This window comes from Solibacillus sp. FSL K6-1554 (assembly GCF_038005185.1).
Classification (GTDB): domain Bacteria; phylum Bacillota; class Bacilli; order Bacillales_A; family Planococcaceae; genus Solibacillus; species Solibacillus silvestris.
Map to the genome: position 1 here is coordinate 868692 of NZ_JBBOSS010000001.1, position 22711 is coordinate 891402.

General features: G+C 37.4%; 25 protein-coding genes. 16 read left to right on the forward strand and 9 right to left on the reverse strand.

All coding sequences use genetic code 11. From position 1 onward, the window contains the following. Positions 1-6: 6 nt before the first annotated feature. Positions 7-663, forward strand: a complete 657-nt coding sequence (locus tag MHB58_RS04100) for a potassium channel family protein (RefSeq protein WP_008403522.1) — start codon at positions 7-9, stop codon at positions 661-663. A 324-nt stretch (positions 664-987) separates the two neighbouring features. Here the strand turns inward: MHB58_RS04100 and MHB58_RS04105 are convergent, their stop codons facing one another. From MHB58_RS04105 to MHB58_RS04115, 3 genes are all read right to left on the reverse strand, one after another. Then, positions 988-1410 (reverse strand): ferritin-like domain-containing protein, encoded by a 423-nt coding sequence (locus MHB58_RS04105; RefSeq protein WP_008403521.1) that lies wholly within the window; start codon positions 1408-1410, stop codon positions 988-990. Between the two features lie 116 nt (positions 1411-1526). Further along, positions 1527-1784, reverse strand: coding sequence for a hypothetical protein (locus MHB58_RS04110; protein WP_008403520.1), 258 nt, complete (start codon positions 1782-1784; stop codon positions 1527-1529). A gap of 204 nt (positions 1785-1988) precedes the next feature. Further along, complete coding sequence (locus MHB58_RS04115) at positions 1989-2276, reverse strand: hypothetical protein (protein ID WP_014824585.1); 288 nt, start codon at positions 2274-2276, stop codon at positions 1989-1991. A gap of 125 nt (positions 2277-2401) precedes the next feature. Here MHB58_RS04115 and MHB58_RS04120 point away from each other — a divergent pair, with 125 nt between their 5' ends. Beyond that, positions 2402-2569: a hypothetical protein gene (locus tag MHB58_RS04120; RefSeq protein ID WP_008403517.1), complete on the forward strand. Its 168-nt coding sequence runs from the start codon at positions 2402-2404 to the stop codon at positions 2567-2569. A 59-nt stretch (positions 2570-2628) separates the two neighbouring features. Here the strand turns inward: MHB58_RS04120 and MHB58_RS04125 are convergent, their stop codons facing one another. Continuing rightward, positions 2629-4362 carry a B12-binding domain-containing radical SAM protein gene (locus tag MHB58_RS04125; protein ID WP_014824584.1) on the reverse strand — a complete coding sequence of 578 codons (1734 nt, stop codon included), beginning with the start codon at positions 4360-4362 and terminating at the stop codon, positions 2629-2631. A 165-nt stretch (positions 4363-4527) separates the two neighbouring features. Between MHB58_RS04125 and MHB58_RS04130 the strand changes: the two genes are divergently transcribed. Beyond that, entirely contained in the window at positions 4528-5988 is a 1461-nt protein-coding gene (locus MHB58_RS04130) for an ATP-binding protein (protein ID WP_014824583.1), read from the forward strand. 308 nt (positions 5989-6296) lie between these two features. Then, positions 6297-6743, forward strand: a complete 447-nt coding sequence (locus MHB58_RS04135) for a MarR family winged helix-turn-helix transcriptional regulator (RefSeq protein ID WP_014824582.1) — start codon at positions 6297-6299, stop codon at positions 6741-6743. Positions 6744-6787: 44 nt separating this feature from the next. On the opposite strand, the gene MHB58_RS04140 is transcribed toward MHB58_RS04135, so the two are convergent. The 3 genes from MHB58_RS04140 to MHB58_RS04150 all read right to left on the reverse strand — a co-directional run bounded on the left by MHB58_RS04140 (position 6788) and on the right by MHB58_RS04150 (position 8462). Next, complete coding sequence (locus MHB58_RS04140; RefSeq protein WP_014824581.1) at positions 6788-7516, reverse strand: hypothetical protein; 729 nt, start codon at positions 7514-7516, stop codon at positions 6788-6790. Between the two features lie 63 nt (positions 7517-7579). Next, positions 7580-8191: a CPBP family intramembrane glutamic endopeptidase gene (locus MHB58_RS04145; RefSeq protein WP_340734755.1), complete on the reverse strand. Its 612-nt coding sequence runs from the start codon at positions 8189-8191 to the stop codon at positions 7580-7582. Between the two features lie 85 nt (positions 8192-8276). After that, positions 8277-8462, reverse strand: a complete 186-nt coding sequence (locus tag MHB58_RS04150) for a YkvS family protein (RefSeq protein ID WP_008403508.1) — start codon at positions 8460-8462, stop codon at positions 8277-8279. A gap of 184 nt (positions 8463-8646) precedes the next feature. Between MHB58_RS04150 and MHB58_RS04155 the strand changes: the two genes are divergently transcribed. The 12 genes from MHB58_RS04155 to MHB58_RS04210 all read left to right on the forward strand — a co-directional run bounded on the left by MHB58_RS04155 (position 8647) and on the right by MHB58_RS04210 (position 20299). Continuing rightward, positions 8647-8835, forward strand: a complete 189-nt coding sequence (locus MHB58_RS04155) for a hypothetical protein (RefSeq protein WP_008403507.1) — start codon at positions 8647-8649, stop codon at positions 8833-8835. Positions 8836-8924: 89 nt separating this feature from the next. Beyond that, positions 8925-9110, forward strand: a complete 186-nt coding sequence (locus tag MHB58_RS04160; protein ID WP_008403505.1) for an aspartyl-phosphate phosphatase Spo0E family protein — start codon at positions 8925-8927, stop codon at positions 9108-9110. A 346-nt stretch (positions 9111-9456) separates the two neighbouring features. Continuing rightward, entirely contained in the window at positions 9457-10323 is an 867-nt protein-coding gene (locus MHB58_RS04165; protein ID WP_014824580.1) for an NAD(P)-dependent oxidoreductase, read from the forward strand. A gap of 93 nt (positions 10324-10416) precedes the next feature. Next, on the forward strand, positions 10417-11322 hold the full coding sequence (locus MHB58_RS04170) for a chemotaxis protein (protein ID WP_008403503.1): 906 nt from the start codon (positions 10417-10419) through the stop codon (positions 11320-11322). A gap of 190 nt (positions 11323-11512) precedes the next feature. Beyond that, positions 11513-13054, forward strand: a complete 1542-nt coding sequence (locus tag MHB58_RS04175; protein ID WP_340735889.1) for a Ppx/GppA family phosphatase — start codon at positions 11513-11515, stop codon at positions 13052-13054. Position 13055: 1 nt separating this feature from the next. Continuing rightward, on the forward strand, positions 13056-15230 hold the full coding sequence (locus tag MHB58_RS04180; protein ID WP_340734756.1) for an RNA degradosome polyphosphate kinase: 2175 nt from the start codon (positions 13056-13058) through the stop codon (positions 15228-15230). A 425-nt stretch (positions 15231-15655) separates the two neighbouring features. Next, positions 15656-16423 (forward strand): 2,4-dienoyl-CoA reductase, encoded by a 768-nt coding sequence (gene fadH, locus MHB58_RS04185; RefSeq protein WP_014824576.1) that lies wholly within the window; start codon positions 15656-15658, stop codon positions 16421-16423. Positions 16424-16463: 40 nt separating this feature from the next. After that, on the forward strand, positions 16464-16742 hold the full coding sequence (locus MHB58_RS04190) for a hypothetical protein (RefSeq protein ID WP_008403499.1): 279 nt from the start codon (positions 16464-16466) through the stop codon (positions 16740-16742). Positions 16743-16956: 214 nt separating this feature from the next. After that, on the forward strand, positions 16957-17400 hold the full coding sequence (gene cbpB, locus MHB58_RS04195; protein WP_008403498.1) for a cyclic-di-AMP-binding protein CbpB: 444 nt from the start codon (positions 16957-16959) through the stop codon (positions 17398-17400). A 73-nt stretch (positions 17401-17473) separates the two neighbouring features. After that, the gene (locus MHB58_RS04200; protein ID WP_008403497.1) at positions 17474-18373 is read left to right on the forward strand and encodes a LysR family transcriptional regulator; all 900 of its coding nucleotides are present in this window, start codon (positions 17474-17476) and stop codon (positions 18371-18373) included. A 75-nt stretch (positions 18374-18448) separates the two neighbouring features. Further along, positions 18449-19162 (forward strand): 2,3,4,5-tetrahydropyridine-2,6-dicarboxylate N-acetyltransferase, encoded by a 714-nt coding sequence (dapD, locus tag MHB58_RS04205; RefSeq protein ID WP_008403496.1) that lies wholly within the window; start codon positions 18449-18451, stop codon positions 19160-19162. A 15-nt stretch (positions 19163-19177) separates the two neighbouring features. Further along, the gene (locus MHB58_RS04210; protein ID WP_014824575.1) at positions 19178-20299 is read left to right on the forward strand and encodes an N-acetyldiaminopimelate deacetylase; all 1122 of its coding nucleotides are present in this window, start codon (positions 19178-19180) and stop codon (positions 20297-20299) included. A gap of 49 nt (positions 20300-20348) precedes the next feature. Here MHB58_RS04210 and MHB58_RS04215 read toward each other — a convergent pair whose 3' ends face one another. Beyond that, positions 20349-21536: an MFS transporter gene (locus tag MHB58_RS04215; RefSeq protein WP_008403494.1), complete on the reverse strand. Its 1188-nt coding sequence runs from the start codon at positions 21534-21536 to the stop codon at positions 20349-20351. A gap of 180 nt (positions 21537-21716) precedes the next feature. After that, on the reverse strand, positions 21717-22646 hold the full coding sequence (locus tag MHB58_RS04220; RefSeq protein WP_014824574.1) for a DsbA family protein: 930 nt from the start codon (positions 22644-22646) through the stop codon (positions 21717-21719). Positions 22647-22711: the final 65 nt, after the last annotated feature.

Below are 22711 nucleotides of genomic sequence, written 5' to 3' on the forward strand. Positions count from 1 at the left end.
TACAAAATGGCAATAAAACAATATGCTGTGATAGGTTTAGGGAGATTTGGAACGAGTGTTGCTAGAAGACTGCATGAAGCTGGGCAAGAAGTATTAGGAATCGATTTAGTTGAAGAAAAAGTCGAAGCTGCTGAAGGTTACGTAACAGATGCGGTGATTGCTGATTCGACGGAAGAAAAGGCTCTTACTTCATTAGGTATCACAGACTTTGATTGTGTAATTGTAGCGATAGGAAATGATATTCAATCCAGTATTTTAACGGTGGTACTCCTGAAAAATTTAGGAATTCAAAAAATTATTGCTAAGGCACTTGGTAAAAGGCATGGCCAGGTATTAGAGGCGATCGGCGCTGATTGGGTCATTTATCCGGAAAGAGATATGGGGGAACGAGTAGCCAATCAACTCCTCTCACCAAAGTTACTTAACTATATTGAACTCTCGAAAAATTACAATATTGAGGAAATTACAATTCCTTTAAGGATGGCCGGTAAAAATCTAAAAGAACTAGATATTCGTGCTAAATTTAATGTCAGTATTATTGCGATTGTTAGGAATGATGATATCATTGTTTCTCCTTCTCCAGAAGAGTTGCTTCAACCAGAAGATTTACTGGTCACCATAGGGAGTAGAAAAGACCTGGCAAAATTCTCAAGTTTAGAATGAGTGTATAAATGATTCTTTTTATTCTCTGTTATTGCACAAACTAAATCAGATAAATACGTTAAAACCCATTACCTGTAAAAGTAATGGGTTTTTTTCATACGTAGTATTGTAATAAAACACCTTCTCGGAAATGTTAACCAACGGATTTTTAATCGGATTAGCTATATACGAATTTTACTCTTTATTGGGATTGGTACAAGAATTGGGGAGACCAACTTTTTGAGGATAGAAAGGACGTCAAACCACATGACACCCCAAAATCTTGCCAAAAGGTTAGTTGAGCTGCTGGTATCATGGAAGAATAGGTTGGCTTATTTATATGGCTTAATAATGGGTCATGAAATATAAAAACCAGACTGCATGATTTTGTTCATCTGATGCATTGGATTGAAATTGATGTGCTATATAGGAATTCCCAGCTTGTCTCGCAGCAAGATGGTAAAATTCAACAGCTTCTTGTTCATCTTTAAATGCACCTAATACACCTTGTTTAAAGTTATTTGGCATTTCTTCTGTAATTTGAGGCGTTGGATAATGGCCGGTAATGGAGAAGTAGGAATTAGAAAAGCCTTGAAAGTGTCTCATTTCATCATTTCGAATTTCAAGAATTCTATTTTGAATTTCTTGAGTTGGTGCGAGTTTAGCTAAGTGCTCATAAAAATGGATTGCCGTGAATTCACCATTGATCGCTTTTGTTAAATTACTAATTAAGTTTGAGGTTGGTGAAGGAAAAGCAGAGTTTTGCAAAAATACACTCCTTTTTAACCAATATATTCGATTAAAATTAGAACGAAACTTGTCTTGAAGTTTTAGGCATAAAAATTCGTATTGTATCTACTTGGCTCTAATTAATACAAATAAACTTATTTCATCATTTTTTTAATCTGTTTCAATTCATTAATTAAATAGTCAAGCTGTTTTTGCATGTCTTTTGACTGTGGAGATGAATCGGATTTTTGAGTGCCTTGGTTACTTGAGTTTTCTAATGCCTCCAACGCTAGACCGGCAGCAATCGCAGCTATACCATCACCTAATGTAGCGATGGATGCACCAATAAAAGCAAGCCTGGCAATTTGAATTTCTTGAGAGTCTGGGGACTGTTCTTTTTTATTGGCATTCACTTTTAATATCCTCCTTACTAAAAAAGAATGGCTCTAATTGCATAATATGTATTTTTTAAATATTAGTGAGTTAGAAATAATAATAATGCTTAAATAACATCCCTTTCACGGAGTAATAATGGTAATTAAAGAAGAACGGGCAATACGTAAAAACGTCCATTTCCTTTTAGGGAATGGGCGTTCTTTAATGTATTTAAAACATAACTATTTTTCATGCAATGTGAGAATCATAAGTCTGTAAATAGTAAATACTCCGATATATGCGCCGGAAATTAAGAAGAGTTCATTTAAAAAAAGACCATGAATTTTTGTCATAAAGACAGCATCGTCAATAATAATCTGATAAATTGAAGTGGATGCAATACTGCCGAAAATGATGACAAAAATAACAGCCAATATATTAAAAATAAAGGCTGACTTGCTGATTTTCTTTCTTAGAAGGACCATAATAAGCGGAACAACAATGCTTGAAATAACCAATAAAAATTTCAAAAATAGCACTCCTTTCTATTAATTGAATTATGCCCTCTTTTTTGGGGTATAAAACGAGTATGCCGACTGCAATCAGCAGAATAGATTATAGCTAATTGGTTAATTTATGAATGGAGGTGATCATTATGGAAAAGAAGAAAGGCAATGACCGACAAAATATGAAAGAAGAGGTTGGACCGGAGTTAAACCCGGATGATCTGGATCTTCGCGAAGACAATGATTTAACGGAAGAGCAATATAAAAATGGACCTCAAAAGAAACAATCGGATGGTTCTAAATCAAATAATCGATAAATTTTTCAATTTGAAAAAACGCTGCACACTCTATATTAAGAGTTTGCAGCGTTTTTGAATTAATTGAATGTGTTGAAGTAAGGCTGTTGTCCATTGCGGAAGTATGTGAATAAATAGCCTGTTTTCTTTTCTGGTGCACCGACTTCGTAATTTTCTAAATCGATGTGGAACGGAATAATTAATGAATGCTTAAATAATTCGCGTTCAGTAATTTGCATTGCTTCAAATTCCTCACCTACAAGGGAAGGGCCTTCTTTAATACGCGTATAGACATCTTTCATCTCTTCATCAGAAAGACGGTCATCCCACCAAAGTTTACGCGGCTGGAACTGCTGACCTTGCAGGAAATCGTACTTCATTAAGCTTGTAATCACTTCTAAGTCAGCATGCTCGACCGTTTGAAGGAATTCTAGTAAACGGCGGAATAAATCTTCTAGCTGATGTCCAATACGTGACCAGCCTTTTGTTTCCCAGTATGTGCCGAAACTTTGGAAGAAATCGAATGGCGTTTCAAATACTTTTGTTACTAAATATTCAATCGTATTGTCCATACGATGTGCATTCCAATACTTTTCCAGTACGTCTTCCGCATGTTTAATACGAACAATATCATCGAAAGTTAATACATTATTTGAAAAAATTTCATAAGGCGAAATATCAACATATGTGTAGCCGTACTTTTCGGCTTCCAACCGTAAGCCTGTCCCGCGCAGCAGTTTCAGGAAGCCAAGCTGCAGCTCTTCTGGACGCATCGCAAATACATCATTAAATGTTTTGCGGAAAGACGCATAATCCTCTTCAGGCAATCCGGCAATTAAATCCAGGTGCTGGTCAATTTTTCCGCCTTCTTTTACCATTGTGACAGTACGAGTAAGTTTTTCGAAGTTTTGACGACGCTTTACAAGATCGTTTGTTAGGTCATTAGTTGACTGGACACCGATTTCAAAACGGAACAGCCCTTTCGGAGCGTTGTCATTTAAAAATTGAATGACCTCAGGACGCATAATGTCCGCTGTAATTTCAAACTGGAATACGACACCTGGCTGATGTTCATCAATTAAAAATTGGAACATTTCCATCGCATAGCTGCGGCTAATATTAAAGGTACGGTCTACGAATTTAATCGTTTTAGCCCCGTTATTCATTAAGTAACGAATATCTTCTTTAATCTTCTCACGATTGAAATAACGAACCCCGACTTCTATGGAAGATAAGCAGAATTGACAGCTGAAAGGACAGCCGCGGCTTGTTTCAATATATTGAATCCGTTTACCTAGATGAGGTAAATCTTCTTCAAATCGGAAAGGGGTAGCAATTTCTCGCAAATCGATTTTTGGTGGCTGTGCATGAATTTTTAATTTTCCTTCTTCTAAATAGCAAATACCCGGCACCTTTTCGAGTGGGGTCTCACCATTGAAGTAGCGAAGCATTTCTTTAAATGAAACTTCACCTTCACCCATAATAATGAAGTCGATTTCTTCATGTTTACGAATCCATTCATGGACATCATAGGAAACTTCCGGACCGCCTAATACAATTTTGACATTAGGCAATACCGTTTTTAGCATACGAATTACCGCAATCGTCTCATTAATATTCCAAATATAACAGCTGAATCCGACAACATCCGGTTTCTTTTGGAAAAGATCTGATACAATGTTGAAAGCGGGGTCTTTAATAGTATATTCAGCAAGCTCACAGTCGAATTCAGGTAGTGCTGCTGCTTTTAAATAGCGGATCGCTAAATTTGTATGAATATATTTTGCATTGAGTGTACTTAATATAATTTTCATAATTTTATTCTCCTCTTCATAAAGTATATTGTAGCAGTGTAAACAGATACAAACAATATGGGAGAATTTGCCCATTTTATTCCAAATAGTAATGTGAAATAATATACCATAAGTATACAATTCTGAAAATTCTATAATATCTAAAAATGGGGGGTTGTAATTGTAGTGGAAGGTCAATTGAATTTTATGTTAGAAGATCTCTTTCAGCAATCCAATGAACAAATTATTATATTAAACCGCCAAGGTAAGATTGAATTTATGAATAGTAAAGCAGAGGAAATATTACAGTCAACCCATTTACCTAAATGTTTTTGGGAAAGTACGGACAAACTTAGTGGTGAGTGGGAGAGGTTTATCCATTCCGTCAATGAAAAATCACCATCTACTACTACATTTGTATTAATTAATAAATATCATCAGAAAATACCGGTCCAGGTTTGGGGGCATTTTCTTGAACATAAACAACTGATCTTTACTAGAATACAAGTTAACCCATCAAATGTTATTTCATTTGAAGAAAAAAGCAAAACACTTATGTTTCAGAATTTAATTGATGGAATGGCACAAGGGGTAATATTAACAACGTTGAACGGAAAAATATTATCCGGCAATGCAATGGCATTGCATTTACTTGATCGAAAAGCCGCTCAAATAGAAAATAGAAGCTATGATTATCTATTTGAAGATTGCCAGTACGATTCTGAAGTCATCATCCAATATTATAAAAAAATTTCAAATCGGGAAATGGCGAGTATTTTTGTTAAAAGAGAAAACGGAGATGGCACTCCGGTCTATTTAAACTTCATTAGTAAAGTAGATGAAAATTTAGGGATATTAGTAACAACGATTATTGACCAGACGGAAGAAATGATGTTGCTAAAAAGGATTGAGCATCAGCAATCTTTGTCGTTTATTGGTCAAAATATTGCGTCGATTGCCCATGAAATACGCAATCCTATGACATCGATCCAAGGCTTTATTCAGATGATTAAAAGCAACTTAAATGAGCAGGAATATCCTTACTTCAAAATTCTAGAATCTGAGTTAAAACGTATGGATGATTTGCTTGGAGACCTCCTGAACATTTCAAAACCAAAGAAACAAGTATTTCAAATGCTTGATTTGAAGGACGTTGTAGACCAGTCAATTCAGCGTATGCAGCCTCTCGCAATGAAAACAAATGCAATGATTTTGTTTGAATATGACGAACAAGTAGAATACAGAATTAATGGGGACTATAATCGCCTGATGCAAATGATCATTAACTTGCTGAAAAATGCTATCGAAGCCATGGATACGAATAATTACATCGTTGTACGTTTACTTTACCGCGGCAAAAATACGCTGCAGCTTTCAGTTCAGGATAGTGGAAAAGGGATGAATGCGGTTGATATTGAAAATGCGTTAAACCCTTTTTATACAACGAAAGAAACAGGATCTGGACTGGGACTATTGCTTGTACAATCTGTCATTAAAGAACATAATGGGACTCTTCACATTGAAAGTGAGCAAGGTGCAGGATCTAAGTTTTTAATTGATTTTGATTTAAGAAATGAAATTGAATATTTAAATTCTTCTCCTTCTTATTCAATGAGAGTTGCAAGAATGGCGGCAATTTCGAAGTGATTTTGACAAAACTTCCAATCCATCGCTATAATATGTACATCTTCATTTAGCAGATTTAGCAAACACTAGCTGAAATCTTAGCAAATCAGTGTAAGAGCACCGCTTCCATGAAGTAATGAATGAGTACGAATCTCGTGTAAGCCAAGCTTCTTGCAGATGTCACAGATTATTAAAGGGGATTTAAAGAGGAAGTTAGCTTAAAGTGTTCCATTATGGACAACAGAAGTCTGTCCCGTCTTGTGGGCCTCCTTAAATCCTACGCAATTGCGCACAGCGTAATTGATTATTTAAAATAGAGGATGGTTTTTATGGCTTCAGAGGAAGTAAAGCAATCGTTGAAATTATTTATCGTTTTATCAAGAGCACATAAAGCGATAAGTGAAGCTACGAATCAATTTATACAAACAAATGGTTTAAATCCCACAGAATTCGCGGTTTTAGAACTTTTATATCATAAAGGTCGCCAGCCACTGCAGCAAATCGGAAACAAAATTCTGTTAGCAAGCGGATCGATTACTTACGTAGTTGATAAGTTGGAAAAACGGAATTTTTTAGCGCGTGTTTCGTGCCCAACCGATCGTCGTGTCACATATGCGGAAATTACCGATCTAGGTTCCGAATTTATGGACAAGCTGTTTCCTGAGCATGAACAGAAAATTCATGAACTTTTAGGGGCATTATCAGCCGAAGAAAAACAGACAGCAATAGAGTTATTAAAAAAATTAGGATTATCTATCAAAGATTTATCCTATTAATCAAGAAAAGGACGCCCAAAATTTACGGGCGTCCTTTTTGCTCATTATTGAATTGTTAAACCCATTTGTAAAAAGGCATCTGTTAGGTCTGCTTGGACATTATCGTAAATTGTTAACGTAACAAACAGGTTTTCGCGCTCAATTACAACTTTTACAACCTTTTCATCTTCTAATAAAGCTTCATATCCAACAATATTTAAAATTTCTTTACGCTCTGTCAAAGTTGAAGCTAAATCCAGATCTTTCGTGTTTTCAGGAGCAATGGCAGAAATTGTTTCTTTTGCAGATTCTTTTAACTGATCAAAAGTTACATCTTCTTTTTTTACAACTTCAATTTGCATTGACGTTGTTTCATCAGCATTATTTAATAAACTGTCGACACCTGGTTCTTCTGAAGTCAGTGTATAGTTTTCTAAATGTTGAATCGTGTAATTCATTTCATCACTTTTTGAAGTTACTACTTTTTCTTCAAACGGCTGGCCATTTGAAATGTATGTCAATGTAGTAGTATCACTTTTATCTTCTTGTTCAGCTTTTGTTTCTTCTGATGACTCAGTAGTTTCCTCTTGCTGAGCTGAAGAAGATTCATCGGCCTCGCTTGTCTCGCTCGTTTCGTTTGTTTCTTGTTCTTCCTCATTTTGCACTTCTTCTGTTTCAGTAGGCTCTTCTTTTGCTGCATTTGTTGTTGTAGGCTCGTCTGTATCCGTATTACAAGCTGCTAAAAATGCAGATAAAATAACTACGGCCCCGACTTGATAAATTGTTTTCTTCATATGGATCCCCCTTTAACATGTATAGACGAAAATTTAGAAAGATAAGTTTCTGCTTTAATTGTATCAGAATAATGGTAAAACTAAAAATAATAGTAAAACAAAGACAATATGGGTAACGATAATTAACGGTAAACTTTTTTTCCATTCATATAACGCTCCCCAAAGCAAACCAGCGATAATAGCTGCAAGTGCACCTGGCAGGAACCCGCTAATTGCTAGAGACAGTGAAAATAGCATAGAAGTGATTACGACAGCCCAGAAAGGCGTTGTGTATTGTTTTAACTGCTGCTGAACATAGCCTCGCCAAAACATTTCTTCTCCTACAACTACGATAAAAATGAGCATTAAATAATGGAAAATATTATGTGGACCATATACATCTAAAAATTTCGATATATCCTTTGATGCGTTTTTATCGAGATAAGGCATTATCATATAACCGAGTTTTACGATTCCATACGTAATTGTCCCGTACCCAATTCCGTATATCAAATATTGCCATGTCGGAATACGGTCTTCAAATTTACCTGCCACTAAGCTGATGGCAATTCCAACTAGTAAGGTAAAGGCATATAAATACCAGAATATCGTCTTTTCATAAAATGTAAAAAACATCATGCTGAAAATAAAAACTAATGCCAGAAGGAGTGTAATGATTTGTTTTTTGTTTTTCAATAGCTTCAACCTCCCCTTACGTATCGTAACAAAAATTACCCTTTTTATCATCATCTCAATGTTAAAAAGGGTAATTTGCATTAAATTATTCGTTATTAGCTAATATTTTATACCGTTTGTGATTAACAACTGTTTTTTCTTCCATTTCTAAATCATGAAAATTATCCATAATCGTTATATCAACGATAACGGAATTCTCATTCACTTTTTCAACGACTCCTTTTAAGCCGTCTTTAAACTCGATTATATTTCCAACTTCCGCAATTTTCATACACAGTCAGTCCCTTCATCGACTACTAATTAACAGTTTGCTTGAAATTATACTACAAAATTCAATTAGTTTGAATAATTTTATTAATTTACTAGGACATATTTGGAATATATTTAATTTTCCTTTTCAATTAATAGTCTGATATATTAGATTTATACATATAAAAATGGAAAGAGGGTACCATATGACAGACTATAAAACAGTTCTCGATCAATTACGCAATGGCGAATTACAATCTGTGATTATAAAGAAGGAGGAATTTCTTCAGTTTCGTGAACACCTTATTAAGGATGAACAATTTAAAAACTTCCGTGGTGAGGCAAAACAAGGTGGGGATGTAGTGTATACATTTTCAGAAAATTCAAGAGCATAATTATTGTCGAATTTTGAATGATGAATTTTTTGTAAGAAGATTACAAAATGGGTATAATAATGGTAAATGGCTAAAAAGGAGGAAACAGTTTGGGTAGACCTATCTCGAATGAGGCACTACTATTGGAAATTGAAGAAAAGCGCAAACAAATGATTCAATCAGGTTTAGAAAATGGTTTACGAAGTGCTAAAACAATACAGCTAAGCGTCCAAGTAGACAATCTAATGAATGCTTTTAATCAATCGAGAAGTGCACATCTGTTATTTAAACATTAAATTGAAAATAATTATATATTTTATGTTTAAAACAGTGATGAGAAGGGAAGAGTAATTTTGAACACAGCAACATTCTCATTTCCCCCTTTAGAGTAGAAGCGGACCAACGCTACTGCTCTCTTTTTTTATATATGCAGGAAATTTTAATTTATTCATACATTTTCTTAAATCCAACTAATAAAATATATCATGAGAAGATCTTTCTTTAAGAGGCCACTCCTATGGGATAAGCATATTGGAAACTATCCTAGTGTGTATGTTATTTTTAGATTTATTAAAAAACACTGACATTGAAGTTCTCCCTGAGTTTGTTAAAATAAAAAGAAAACACTAAAGGGGCATGCATATGGAATCAAAAAAAATAGGGTTTATCGGTACTGGTGTAATGGGGGCAAGCATTGTTATGCATTTGCTGAATGCCGGACATGATGTAACAATTTATACAAGAACTAAAAGCAAAGCGGCAGATCTTATTTCTGCAGGCGCGAAATGGGCGGAAACACCAGCAGAAGCAAGTAAAGAGCAGGAGATTATCTTTACAATGGTTGGCTACCCAAAAGATGTTGAAGAAGTTTACATTGGTGAGAAAGGTATTTTTTCTACTGCGAAAGAAGGTGCAATTGTCATCGATATGACGACATCTGAACCGACGCTTGCGAAAAAGCTTTATCATGAAGCAAGGGAACGTGGTTTGCATAGTCTTGATGCACCAGTATCTGGAGGAGACATTGGTGCAAAAAATGGTACATTATCGCTTATGATTGGCGGCGACAAAGATGTATTTGAAAAACTGTATCCTATTTTCGAACTGTTTGGACAAAACATTGTTTACCAAGGTGTTGCGGGCAGTGGGCAACATACGAAAATGTGCAATCAGATTGCGATCGCATCCGGCATGATCGGTGTTTGCGAATCGATGGCTTATGGTTTAAAAGCTGGGTTGACGATGGAGGAAGTTCTTCGTTCGATTACAGCAGGGGCAGCAGGGTCCTGGTCGCTATCCAATCTTGCTCCACGTATGTTGAAGGGGAATCTGGAGCCGGGCTTTTACATTAAACATATTATTAAAGATATAAAGATTGCGCTTGATGAAGCAGAGCGTATGAATCTCCAATTGCCAGGCTTAGCTTTAGCGAAATCTATGTACGATCAGTTACTTGCAGAAGGCTATGGGGACAATGGGACACAAGCATTAATCAAGTATTACGAGTAAGTACAAAGGGCACAATAATAGATAGTAGTTAAATAGTTCTTATGATACAATGGGATTATTGTAAGCGTGGCAGTTTGGAAGGAGAGACAAGTAGTGGAAAATCAGAAAGGGATTTTACTAGAAAGTGGAACAAATGAGCTTGAGATTGTTGAATTTGAGGTTGCGAATAATAAGTTCGGTATAAATGTAATTAAAGTAAAAGAGATTATTCAGCCAATACCAGTGACATTTATTCCACATGTACATCCACATGTTGAAGGTATTATTCAATTACGTGGGGAAGTATTGCCGGTTGTAGATATGTTAAAAGTATTAGGGATCCCTACAGAAAACCGAAACCCACAGCAAAAATACATCGTGGCAGAATTTAATAAGCAACGTGTTGTATTCCATGTGGATAATGTTACACAAATTCACCGTATTTCCTGGGATCAGATTGAAAAACCTTCAGATATGTATCAAGGCGGATCATCTCAGGTGATTGGCGTCATCAAGTCTCAAGACGAAATGATTCTACTACTGGACTTTGAACGAATCATGGTTGACATTAATCCTGAATCCAGCATAAGTGTGGACGATGTTAAAAAGCTTGGCAAGCGTGAACGTACCGAAAAAAAAGTAATTATTGCCGAAGATTCGCCATTATTGCGCAAATTGTTATTCGATACGATGAATGAAGCAGGCTATGCAAATACGGAGTTTTTTGAAAACGGCCGTGATGCATACGATTATCTGGAAGCGCTGGCTAAAGCAGATAAACAGATCGAAAACCATGTACAGCTCGTGATTACAGATATTGAAATGCCCCAAATGGACGGTCATCACTTAACTAAGAAAATTAAATCACATCCTGATCTTAAAAAACTTCCGGTCATTATTTTCTCTAGTCTAATTACCGATGATTTACGTCATAAAGGTGAGCAGGTAGGAGCGGAAGAGCAAATTTCGAAACCTGAAATTGCGGAATTAATTTTACAGATGGATAAGTTGATTCTGTAAAAAAACTTATCTAATAATTGATGCATCGTTTTAAATTGTATAGAATAATGGGAAAGCCGGATACTTGAAAAAGTAATTCCGGCTTTTTTTGTAAACTGAAAATGAAATGATGTATTATGCAAATTTTCTTGAAGGCGCTTAAATGAGTGTAATCGAATACAAAGGTATTCAGAAGGAAGTGAAGCGTATTATGAAAAAAATTAAGACAGCCATCATTGATATTGGTTCTAACACGATTCGACTTGTACTATATTCCTATAATAAAAACGAAGGGCTAAAGGAATTTGGAAATATTAAAACCGTTGCCCGCCTGCGCACATACTTATTGCCAAACGGAGAAATGTCCGAAGAGGGCATTCAGCTACTTGGTGAGACGCTAAGATCGTTCCGCTTAATATTGGCGGACTATCATGTAACAGACGTAAAAGCGGCTGCAACTGCTGCCGTACGACAAGCGATCAATAATGATAAAATCATCGCCCGTATGAAAGAAGAAACAGGTATTCTGATTGATATTCTAACGGAAGAAGAAGAGGCATACTACGGCTTTGTTGCAGTAGCCCATTCAATGGATACCCCGTCTGCAGTAACGATAGATATTGGCGGTGGTTCAACTGAAATTACATTATTCATCAACAAAAAACTCCAAAAAACGATCAGTTTCCCATTCGGTACAGTTTCCTTAAAGCAAAAGTTTGTAAGCGGTCCGATTATTGATAAAATCGAACGTGAAAAGCTGCGTACGTTTGTAAAGGAACAATTTTCCTCACTAAAATGGATAGTTGATGTAGGATTACCGGTTATTGCAATTGGAGGAAGTGCACGTAATATCGCCCAAGTTCATCAGCAAAAAGTTGGCTATCCGCTATCGGGTGTTCATCAATACGAAATGACTGTGAGCGACTTACAACAACTGCGCGACTATTTGACGGAATTTTCGTACGATAGTTTGAGACAGCTAGATGGTCTTTCGTCAGATCGGGCAGATATTATCGTTCCGGCATTGGAAGTATTTATGGAGCTTCTGTCTACTGTAAATTCGAATTCTTTCCAGGTCAGTAAAAAAGGGTTGCGGGAAGGGATCATTATTAGCCGTGTCTTACAAGGAAATCCCCAGGCCTATGATAAATACAATGTTTTTGAAGAAAGTGGCCGGCAGCTTGCGTTAGCTTATGGACGTACGGAGGAGGAAGTACACACACTGGAATCATTGACAGAACAGTTATACCGGGGCTGCATTAATTTAAAGCTATTTGAATATAGTGAAGTAGATTTACAGCTATTAAAGAAAGCCGCAAAAGTTTATGGAATCGGGGAATATATTGAGCTGGATTCCTCCAGTCAGCATACATTTTATTTGATTTCCAATCAATCAATACCAGGCTTGTCCCATATAGATCGGGTTAAACTGGCACTGCTGGCATCGTATAAAAACCGTGACTACTTTTTGCGTTTCGCACGACCATTCGATTCATGGATTTCAAAAGAAGAATTCAAAAAGCTGCGTGATTTTGGCGCAATTTTAAAATTTGTTTACGCCTTAAATATGACAAAGCGCAATGTCGTAAAAAATATTGCGCTTGAAAAAGTAAACAATCATTTTCAAATAGAAGTACTGACTTCTGAACGGGCAATAGCGGAACTGGCTCAGGCAGAAAAACAAAAAAAGCATATTGAACGTGTTTTCAAAGGCGAGGTAAAACTTAAGTTCAACGAAGAAAGGCAGGGTTGATATGACAATGAATATGGAAAAGGATCCGTTTTTTGATCCGGAACATGAGGAATTCGAAAATAGTACAAGTTACAGCAACGAGCTGCTTGAGGAAATCGCAAAGCCCCAGTACTACAATAACCGTGAACTGAGCTGGCTCGCTTTTAATGAACGGGTATTGGAAGAAGCGGAAGATACAAATAACCCGTTGTTGGAACGGATGAAATTTTTGGCAATATTCAGTTCCAATTTGGATGAATTTTTTATGGTCCGGGTTGCGGGTTTGCAAGACCAAATTCGTGCTGGCTATCATAAACCCGAAAATAAATCGGGTTTAACACCGAAAGAGCAGCTTGCTAAAATTGCTGAACGTACGCAAGCATTGGTAAGACGCCAAACAGAAGTATATCGCCATTTAGTGTATGAACTTTTACCGAAAGAAAGCGTGCATATACTTGATTTGAAAATGCTGAATGAGCAAGAAAAAAGTTATATTAATGAATTCTTTGAAGAAACAATTTTTCCTGTCCTTACACCTGTTGCGGTCGATGCCTACCGTCCGTTTCCTACATTATTAGGCCGTACGCTCAATTTATTTGTCATGCTGGAAAACAGCAATGAGGATTTAGAAAATACTATGGATAAGGTCGCAATTGTTCAAGTGCCTTCTGTATTGAATCGTTTTATTAAAATACCATCAAAAAGTAAGGAAACGTTGTTTGTATTATTGGAAGATGTCATTTCAAGTAATATCGACCGTTTATTTTTAGGTTATAAAGTGAAATCGACACAAGCTTTCCGGTTAACGAGAAATGCAGATTTGACCATTCATGAGGAAGGTGCCCAAGACCTGTTAGTGGAAATTGAAAAGGAGCTGAAAAAGCGCAAATGGGGCGTCGGTTCACGTTTGGAAGTGCGAGACGGTGAGATGAATGACGACGTGCTGGATTATTTACTAAATGAATTTGAACTGGGAGAGTCCGATGTTTTCAAAATTGATGGCCCGCTCGACTTAACGGCAATGTTCGGCTTTGTCAAAGAGATTTCCGCAGGGCGGGAACATTTGGAATATGAAAGTTTTATTCCGCAGCCGCCTCATGATTTACAGTCGGACGAAAATATTTTTGAAAAAGCGTTAACCCAAGATATATTTTTCCATCATCCTTATGAATCATTTGGCCCGATTGTTGATTTTATTGCAGAAGCAGCGGAAGATCCGAGCGTTTTGGCCATTAAACAAACACTATACAGGGTAAGCGGAAATTCGCCGATTATTCAAGCTTTAAAGCAGGCGGCGGAGAATGGTAAACAGGTGACGGTTTTAGTAGAGTTAAAAGCACGCTTTGATGAGGAAAATAATGTGCATTGGGCGAAACAGCTTGAACAAGCAGGTTGCCTCGTCATTTATGGGATGAATAATTTAAAAACCCATTCGAAAATTACACTTGTTGTTCGCCGACGCAATGGGAAAATTGAACGCTTTGTTCATTTAGGGACGGGCAATTACAATGATGCAACGGCAAAGATTTATACGGATATGGGGATTATTACATCGCATAAGGAATTCGGAATTGATGCGACAAATTTCTTTAATTATTTAAGCGGTTATACTGAAAAACCTGAATTTCATCATATTGTAGTCGCGCCTTTTGATATTCGGGATGAATTCCTAGATTTAATCGATAAGGAAATTGCGTTACATAAAAAATATGGAAACGGGTTTATCCGGGCAAAAATGAATTCTTTAACCGACAAGGAATTAATGATGAAACTATATGAAGCGTCGATTGCAGGGGTGAAAATCGAGCTGATTATTCGTGGTATTTGCTGTCTGCGTCCAGGCATCCCGGGGATTTCAGAAAATATAACTGTTTTGAGCATTGTTGGCCGTTTCCTGGAGCATTCCCGGATTTTCTGGTTCCATCATAACGGGGAGGATAATCTATACTTATCTTCTGCAGATATGATGACCCGGAACATGATTAAACGTGTGGAGATACTGTTTCCCATCTATTCAACGGAAATAAAATACCGCATCAAGCGTATTATGCTGCTCCAAATTAAAGATAATCAAAAAGTGCGCATTCAGGATTCCAATGGAAAATACCACTATAAAGAAGGCCATCAAAGTGATCTCCGAATCAACAGTCAGGAAATCTTTTTAGCTGAATCACTCGGTCCGATTATTGAAGAATAGTAGAAAAATTAAAGCTATGGACGAAATGTTCATAGCTTTTTAATTTCCGCCTAGAGCGGGGCTAGGGACGGTGGGATTTTATTAGAACAATTGTGTAGGATATTAGAAAAAAGAACTGTGATTTTAGAAGATCTGAAGGTGATATTAGAACAAAGTGCATACATTTTTGAACATGTTGAAGATATATTAGAACATCATAATTTTATTAGAACAAATAAATTTATATTAGACGATTAAATGATATATTAGAAAATCAGAATTCATCGCTCACTCCATTCCCTTCGAAGGAGAAAAAATACTATAAAATCAGTTAAAATTCCGTGTAAGTGAGAAATATTTTATATTTTAGTATTTATTTCCCTCCTGTTATAGTAAAATCTATTTATGAATGGCTGTTCATTTTATATGCAAAGGGGATGTATGGAATGTTACAAGGCAAAACGATTATTATTACAGGTGGATCTAGCGGGATGGGGCTTGGTATGGCAAAGCAGTTCGTGAAAGAAGGAGCGAATGTTGTCATTACCGGGCGTGACTTAGAGCGTTTGGCCAATGCAAAAAAAGAAATCGAGGAATTTGGGCCTTCAATCGAAACATTTCAAATGGATGTTCGAGAACCGGAACATGCTCAGGCAATGGTGGCATATGCAGCTGAAAAATTTGGTCAAGTAGATGGCTTAGTGAACAATGCGGCAGGGAACTTTTTAGTGCATGCAGAAAAATTGTCGCCGAATGGATGGAAGGCCGTTATTGATATTGTGTTGAATGGAACATTTTATTGTACTTCTGCAATTGGTCGCTATTGGATTGAAAACGGTATAAAAGGTTCGATTATCAATATGGTGGCTACATATGCTTGGGGCGCAGGAGCAGGTGTCATTCATTCAGCTGCAGCAAAAGCCGGCGTGCTCTCGTTGACACGTTCGCTTGCGGTTGAATGGGGCGGTCAATATGGCATTCGCGTAAATGCCGTTGCACCAGGGCCGATTGAGCGAACAGGCGGAGCAGATAAACTATGGGAATCCGAAGAACAAGCGAAACGCACATTGGATTCTGTTCCGTTAAAGCGTCTTGGCACACCTGAGGAAATAGCTGATCTTGCTGCATTTATGCTATCGGATAAGGCAGGCTATTTAAACGGGGAATGTATTACTTTAGATGGCGGACAATGGCTAAATCAGCATCCGTTCTAACTTTGTCAAATGATATCAAAAAAGAATAAATTCCAAATTATTGCTGCATACTATCGCTAACTGTTTAAAGGAGGCGATTGCAATCGGAATTTGGCTTTATCCAACAATTTTTGTTGTCATCCTACTATGTTTTATAGGCTATTATTTAACGGTACGCGTTGGACATAATATAGAGGACAGCGGTCAGGAACGTGATTCGGAAGTGCCTGAAGAAATTCAGGAGCATCCTTTCCTTCTTAATCCGATCATTTTATCGTATGCAGTTTTTGGAACATTTACGGGTATCATTATTTTTTATTATTGGGCAAGGGGTTACTGAAATTAATGCATAATGGGACGAATTTTCTCGTCTTATTATGCTTTTTCTTTTGCAATCATAGGCGCCTTTCATAGTCAGAAAAATGCTCCATATGGTATTATAGAGAATAGAGAAACTGTTTTGTCGAATGACAGAGCAAAGAATAACGGCAGTAAGTTTCGGCTTTTTTAGTATGGTGCTGCCAGTTATTAGCGGGATAAAGGAGTAGAATGTCATGATTTCAACGAACAACAGAGCTTTACTAGATATGCCTATAAAAGATTTTATTATTTCATCTGAGAAGGTAGCCCATGTACAAAGTGGAAATAACGCTGAACATGCATTATTAGTTTTAACAAAAACGGGGTATTCTTCTATTCCTGTACTTGATGTAAAGTATCGTTTAAAAGGTTTGTTAAGTACCAAAATGATAACAGAGTCTATTTTAGGCTTAGAGCGAATTGAATATGATAGATTAGCAGACATTCGTGTGGATGAGGTCATGAATCAGGAAGTTGTATATTTAAAAATTACGGATACATTCCAACGTGCACTCGATCTAGTAATTAACCATGCCTTTTTATGTGTAGTCGATGAAGAAGGCACTTTTGTCGGTATTATGACGCGAAGAATTATTTTAAAACAATTAAAGAAATATATTTACCAACACAACGCTTAAAATAAAAGTCGACAAAGTCCTAAAGGGATTTTGTCGTTTTTTTAACCGTTCGGTCGGAAAGGGAGGATTGTCAGTGACAATAACAGAAGCAGAAATTATTAAAGTGTTGGCAGAGGAAGGAAATATGCGAAAAGCGGCAGAGCGCCTTTTTTTAACGCAGCCGGCACTGTCACAGCGACTTCAATCAATCGAAAAAGAGTGGGGCGTACAATTGTTTATTCGTTCCCAGAAAGGATTAACACCAACTCCCGCGGGTGAACTGGTCATTCAATATTCGAACGATTTGCTTGTGAAGCGTGAAGAAATTTTTGAAACGATTCATTCGTTAAATACAAAAGTGCACGGCACATTAAAAATTGCCTGTGCATCGATTGTCGGTCAAAATTGGCTTCCGAAAGTATTAAAAGACTATGTAACAAAATATCCGGATACGAAAATTTCATTAATTACTGGATGGAGCTCGGAAATCATTAAAGCCCTGTATGATGGGGAAGCGCATATTGGCATCGTCCGCGGGCAGGCAGAATGGAAGGGGAAGAAAATTCATTTGTTCCGCGATACGATGTATTTAGTTGATAAAGAAATTCAGGATATGGAAGATATATTGACATCAGACCGCCCATTTATCCAATTTAAAAGTGATTCAAATTATTATCAGGAAATTCAGCAATGGTGGCAACGTCATTTCAACTACAATCCAAGACACCAAATTATTGTGGATCAAATCGAGACATGCAAGCAGATGGCGGTAAATGGTATCGGATATGCGATTTTACCATCCATCACACTGAACGGTGAGGAAAATGTTCATAAAATACCATTGGCGAATAATGGAAATGACGATGGACTAACACGGGATACATGGCTGATCGGATATGAATCAACATTCGAATTACGCCAAGTGGAAGCTTTTGTCGATTTAGTGCAGGATCATGCACGCTGTCTGTATGATTATTCGAACGAAACGAACTAAAAAATAGTTTTAATATTACTGAAAATTTAGTACAATTATTCATGTTAAAAAATCTAACACGCAGCGGGGTGTCATATGGAAAAATTAAATGCACAGCAAATTATTGATTTTATTTCAGAAGCGAAAAAAGTTACACCAGTAAAAGTTTATGTAAAGGGAATTGGTGTTGCGGATTTATCATTTGGTACCGAAAGCAAAGTGTTTGGTGAAGGTAATAATGCGGTAGTGTTTGGCGAATGGTCGGAAATTGAAGCATCGTTGAAAAAATATGCAGATCTTATTGAAGACTATGTAGTAGAAAGTGATCGCCGTCATTCAGGTGTACCGCTTTTGGATACAAAAAAAGTAAATGCGCGTATCGAACCAGGTGCGATTATCCGTGATCAAGTTACAATTGGTGACAATGCAGTCATTATGATGGGTGCCATTATTAATATTGGTGCTGAAATTGGTGCAAAATCAATGATTGATATGGGCGCGGTATTAGGTGGTCGTGCAACAGTAGGAGAAAATTGCCATATTGGTGCGGGAACGGTTCTAGCAGGCGTAGTTGAGCCACCGAGTGCGTTGCCGGTTGTTGTGGAAGATGATGTTGTCATCGGTGCAAATGCTGTTGTATTGGAAGGTGTTCGCATCGGAAAAGGCGCGGTAGTAGCGGCCGGAGCAATCGTTATTAAAGATGTTGAGCCATATACAGTCGTTGCAGGCGTACCAGCTCGTCAAATTAAAGTATTGGATGAAAAAACAAAGTCGAAAACAGAAATTATCGATTCACTGCGTAATCTATAAAAAGGCGGGAACGACATGAGGCATCTTATTGAAGTAAGACGAGACCTACATAAAATTCCTGAAGTAGGCTTTAATGAATTTAAAACACAAAGCTATTTACTCCAATTCATATCAAATCTAGATCAGCAGCATTTGCAAATAACGACTTGGAAAACAGGTATTGTTGTATTGATAAAAGGCACGAATCCGTCAAAGCTGATCGGTTGGCGTGCAGATATAGATGCGCTTCCTGTACAAGAAGAGACGGGACTCCCGTTTGAATCGGAAGTTGACGGATTTATGCATGCATGTGGTCATGATTGTCATATGGCCATTGCGCTTGGCCTTGTCGAGACGTTTTCAAAACAGCCGCCTGTTCACAATGTCGTTGTCTACTTTCAGCCAGCCGAAGAAGGTCCGGGTGGAGCAGAGCCGATGCTGGAATGGCTAAAAGAAGAACAGCCGCATCTTGTTGCAGATGAAATTTATGCATTGCATATTGCCCCGGAATATCCGGTAGGTACGATCGCAACGAGACCAGGACTGCTGTTCGCCAATACTTCCGAGCTGTTTATTGACTTGAAAGGGATTGGCGGACATGCAGCCTATCCACATAAAACGAGAGATATGACTATTGCAGCAGCCAATTTAGTTATGCAGCTGCAAACAATTATTAGCCGGAATGTTGATCCATTGGATAGTGCAGTCATTACAATCGGGAAAATGACTTCCGGTACGGTTCAAAATGTCATCGCGGAAAATGCGCGTCTTGAAGGAACCATTCGGACGTTGAATGCACAGGCGATGGCAGAGGTAAAACGACGTATTGAAGCAATTTGCAAGGGCATTGAAGCCGCATTTGAATGCACTATCGCTATCGATTACGGCTCGATGTATTATGAGGTAAATAATAATGCGAATTGTGCCAATGCGCTGCTGGAGTTTGCTGAACAGTTTGACGGGACTACCGCTTATGAATGTCCTGCTGCAATGACAGGGGAAGACTTTGGCTATTTCATTAAGGACTTGCCAGGCGCTATGTTCTGGACAGGAGCCAATTCCAACTACGGCCTCCACCATGCAAAAATGGCACCGGATGAGTCGCTCATTCCTCTTAATTGCCGCTTCGTCGAACAATTTATCCGCCAACTTGTTTAACATATGAAAAGGGCTATCCAATTTAATTTTGGATAGCCCTTTTTGATTTTTAAGAAGCAGCTTTCATTAAATGGGGTGCTTTTTTGACTGTCCATGAATAGGCAAGCATGAAACAGCCGACAAGTACACAAGTACCTAAAATGTATGGCGAATCAGGATTCCAGTCAAATAGTACACCGGCAAGTGCTGGACCGAACATATTGCCAAGACTCATATAAGCATTGTTCATACCGGCAGCAAAGCCTTGTTCATTACCAGCAAGCTTAGAAATGAGTGTATTTACTGCAGGACGTATAAATGTTGTGGCAATCGAGAACAGTGTAGCGACAACTAAAATGATGAAGAAGCCACTAATGTAAATAACGAGCAGCATCATTGCGGCGGCCAACAATAAGTTGACTAAAATAACCTTCATTTCCCCGAAGCGTTTAAACAATTTGTTCACGACAAACATTTGCAGCACTACACCCGCAAACCCTCCGACTGTTAAAATTATGGCGATTTCTGATGGAGAATAACCGAATTTATGGTCTAAATAAAGTGTTAAAGTTGCTTGGAAATTGGAAATACCAAAACTGAATGTAAAGACGATGATTAAAAAGACAAAATAAGATGTCTTCACGGACTTGGCCAATTGCCTTGCTAATTTTTCCCTTGGTGCGATAACCTCACGAACATTTTTTATATTAGGTAAGTAAATGGCAGATAAAATGGCTGCAATATATGCTACAACCCCCGCTAAATAGAAAGGAAACGTCAGGTTGACTTCAGCTAGAAATCCGCCGATACCCGGACCGACCATAAAGCCTAAAGACATCGCAGCACCGATCATGCCCATCCCTTTTCCACGTTCTTCATATGTCGTAATATCAGCTACAAATGCCATTATCGGAGCCATAATAAATGCCGCACCTGTTCCGCTTAAAAATCTCGCTAAAAACAATATCCATACTTCCGAAGCGAGACCGAATAATATTTGTGCAGAACCATAGACAATTAGCCCGCAAATAATAAACATTTTTCGTCCGTGACGGTCCGATAAGTCTCCTGCAATCGGAGAAAATAAGAACTGTGCGAGTGCGAAGCCTGCAACTAAGAAGCCCAGCACCTGCCCACCGACACCAAATACTTGTAAATAGGAAGGCATAACAGGAACAATAATCCCGATACCGCCCATTGTAATGAACATATTAAACATTAATAAATAAAGCGCTAACTTATTGGATTTTTCTGTCATATAATGCCAGCCTTCCTTTTAGATAATTCGATAATAGAAATATATATTTATAATGAATATCATACTCTAAAATTTTTGAAATTGCATTTATTATACCGAATATAATTCCCATTTTGTGATTACGAGTAAACCCCCTGCACATAATTCATTTATGCAGGGGGTTCATTATTCCGAATTAATTTATTTATTCGCTGCAACTAAATAAGTTTCGCCAAGAATTTCTTTTAACTCGTATTGATCTGCGGAAAGCTGCTGTTCAATAAAAGAATGAACATCCGATTTATCTAAATCGTACATCACTTCAATTTCTTTAGAAAATATCAGTTTTTCAGTTTCCAGAAACGCTGGTAAGGATGGCTGTTCTGCTGGACGAAGTTCTTCTGTATTAATAACTTGTTTTAATCCGTCAATATACGCCTGTAATGGCTGACCACCAACAATTTTGACTCCTTTATTTTCCTTATTCACTATGATGATCGTTGGGAATCCTCTAACACCGAGTGTTTTAACAAGATCAAAATCTTCATTTAATAACTGTTGTCCGATCGGTTGCTCTGCTTCACTTACAATTATTTCGCCATCAAGGCCAACCTGATTGACAAGCTCCACTAAAACGGACCTTTCAGAAATATTCTCGTTAAATACAAAAAGTGCTTCTCTTGCACGACGCAAATATTCAGATGCGATTTTCTCGTTATAATTTTTTTGAAGTATTTTAAAAACATGAGATGGCGGATAGGATGATTGAACAGGATTGTCTACCATTAAAGATCCATCAATCGGCATTCTTGAATACTGCCCTACTTCACGCCAATGCCCTGCAACGTCAGCTGGCTTATATATTCCGTTTGCAGGATCAATAGGTCCATCATGCCATTTTTCCAGCAAGCCCCCCATTACTGTATGGAAGTTGAAATGCTTTCCATACTGTTTTACAAAACGTCCAATTACAGGTTCAATTGCCCAGCAATGCGAACAAATAGGATCTGTTACATAATAAAGGTCCACTGATTTTTCCTGTTTGTTAAAATCAATTAGTTCCAATTCATTTTCCTCAGCCACACCACAAACCCCAGTTACTAAATCACAAACCATATTATTATTTTTCAATGTCAATTCCTCCCTTAAGTGATATCTTTGTTCTATAATTGAATTGTAAAATATGTAAAATATAT

Coding starts and splice junctions, on each gene's coding strand:
- MHB58_RS04100 (WP_008403522.1), top strand. CDS start 7: ATGGCAATAAAACAATATGCTGTGATAGGTTTAGGGAGATTTGGAACG.
- MHB58_RS04120 (WP_008403517.1), top strand. CDS start 2,402: ATGGAAAAGAAGAAAGGCAATGACCGACAAAATATGAAAGAAGAGGTT.
- MHB58_RS04125 (WP_014824584.1), bottom strand. CDS start 4,362: ATGAAAATTATATTAAGTACACTCAATGCAAAATATATTCATACAAAT.
- MHB58_RS04135 (WP_014824582.1), top strand. CDS start 6,297: ATGGCTTCAGAGGAAGTAAAGCAATCGTTGAAATTATTTATCGTTTTA.
- MHB58_RS04140 (WP_014824581.1), bottom strand. CDS start 7,516: ATGAAGAAAACAATTTATCAAGTCGGGGCCGTAGTTATTTTATCTGCA.
- MHB58_RS04150 (WP_008403508.1), bottom strand. CDS start 8,462: ATGAAAATTGCGGAAGTTGGAAATATAATCGAGTTTAAAGACGGCTTA.
- MHB58_RS04155 (WP_008403507.1), top strand. CDS start 8,647: ATGACAGACTATAAAACAGTTCTCGATCAATTACGCAATGGCGAATTA.
- MHB58_RS04165 (WP_014824580.1), top strand. CDS start 9,457: ATGGAATCAAAAAAAATAGGGTTTATCGGTACTGGTGTAATGGGGGCA.
- MHB58_RS04175 (WP_340735889.1), top strand. CDS start 11,513: ATGAAAAAAATTAAGACAGCCATCATTGATATTGGTTCTAACACGATT.
- MHB58_RS04180 (WP_340734756.1), top strand. CDS start 13,056: ATGACAATGAATATGGAAAAGGATCCGTTTTTTGATCCGGAACATGAG.
- fadH (WP_014824576.1), top strand. CDS start 15,656: ATGTTACAAGGCAAAACGATTATTATTACAGGTGGATCTAGCGGGATG.
- cbpB (WP_008403498.1), top strand. CDS start 16,957: ATGATTTCAACGAACAACAGAGCTTTACTAGATATGCCTATAAAAGAT.
- dapD (WP_008403496.1), top strand. CDS start 18,449: ATGGAAAAATTAAATGCACAGCAAATTATTGATTTTATTTCAGAAGCG.
- MHB58_RS04210 (WP_014824575.1), top strand. CDS start 19,178: ATGAGGCATCTTATTGAAGTAAGACGAGACCTACATAAAATTCCTGAA.
- MHB58_RS04215 (WP_008403494.1), bottom strand. CDS start 21,536: ATGACAGAAAAATCCAATAAGTTAGCGCTTTATTTATTAATGTTTAAT.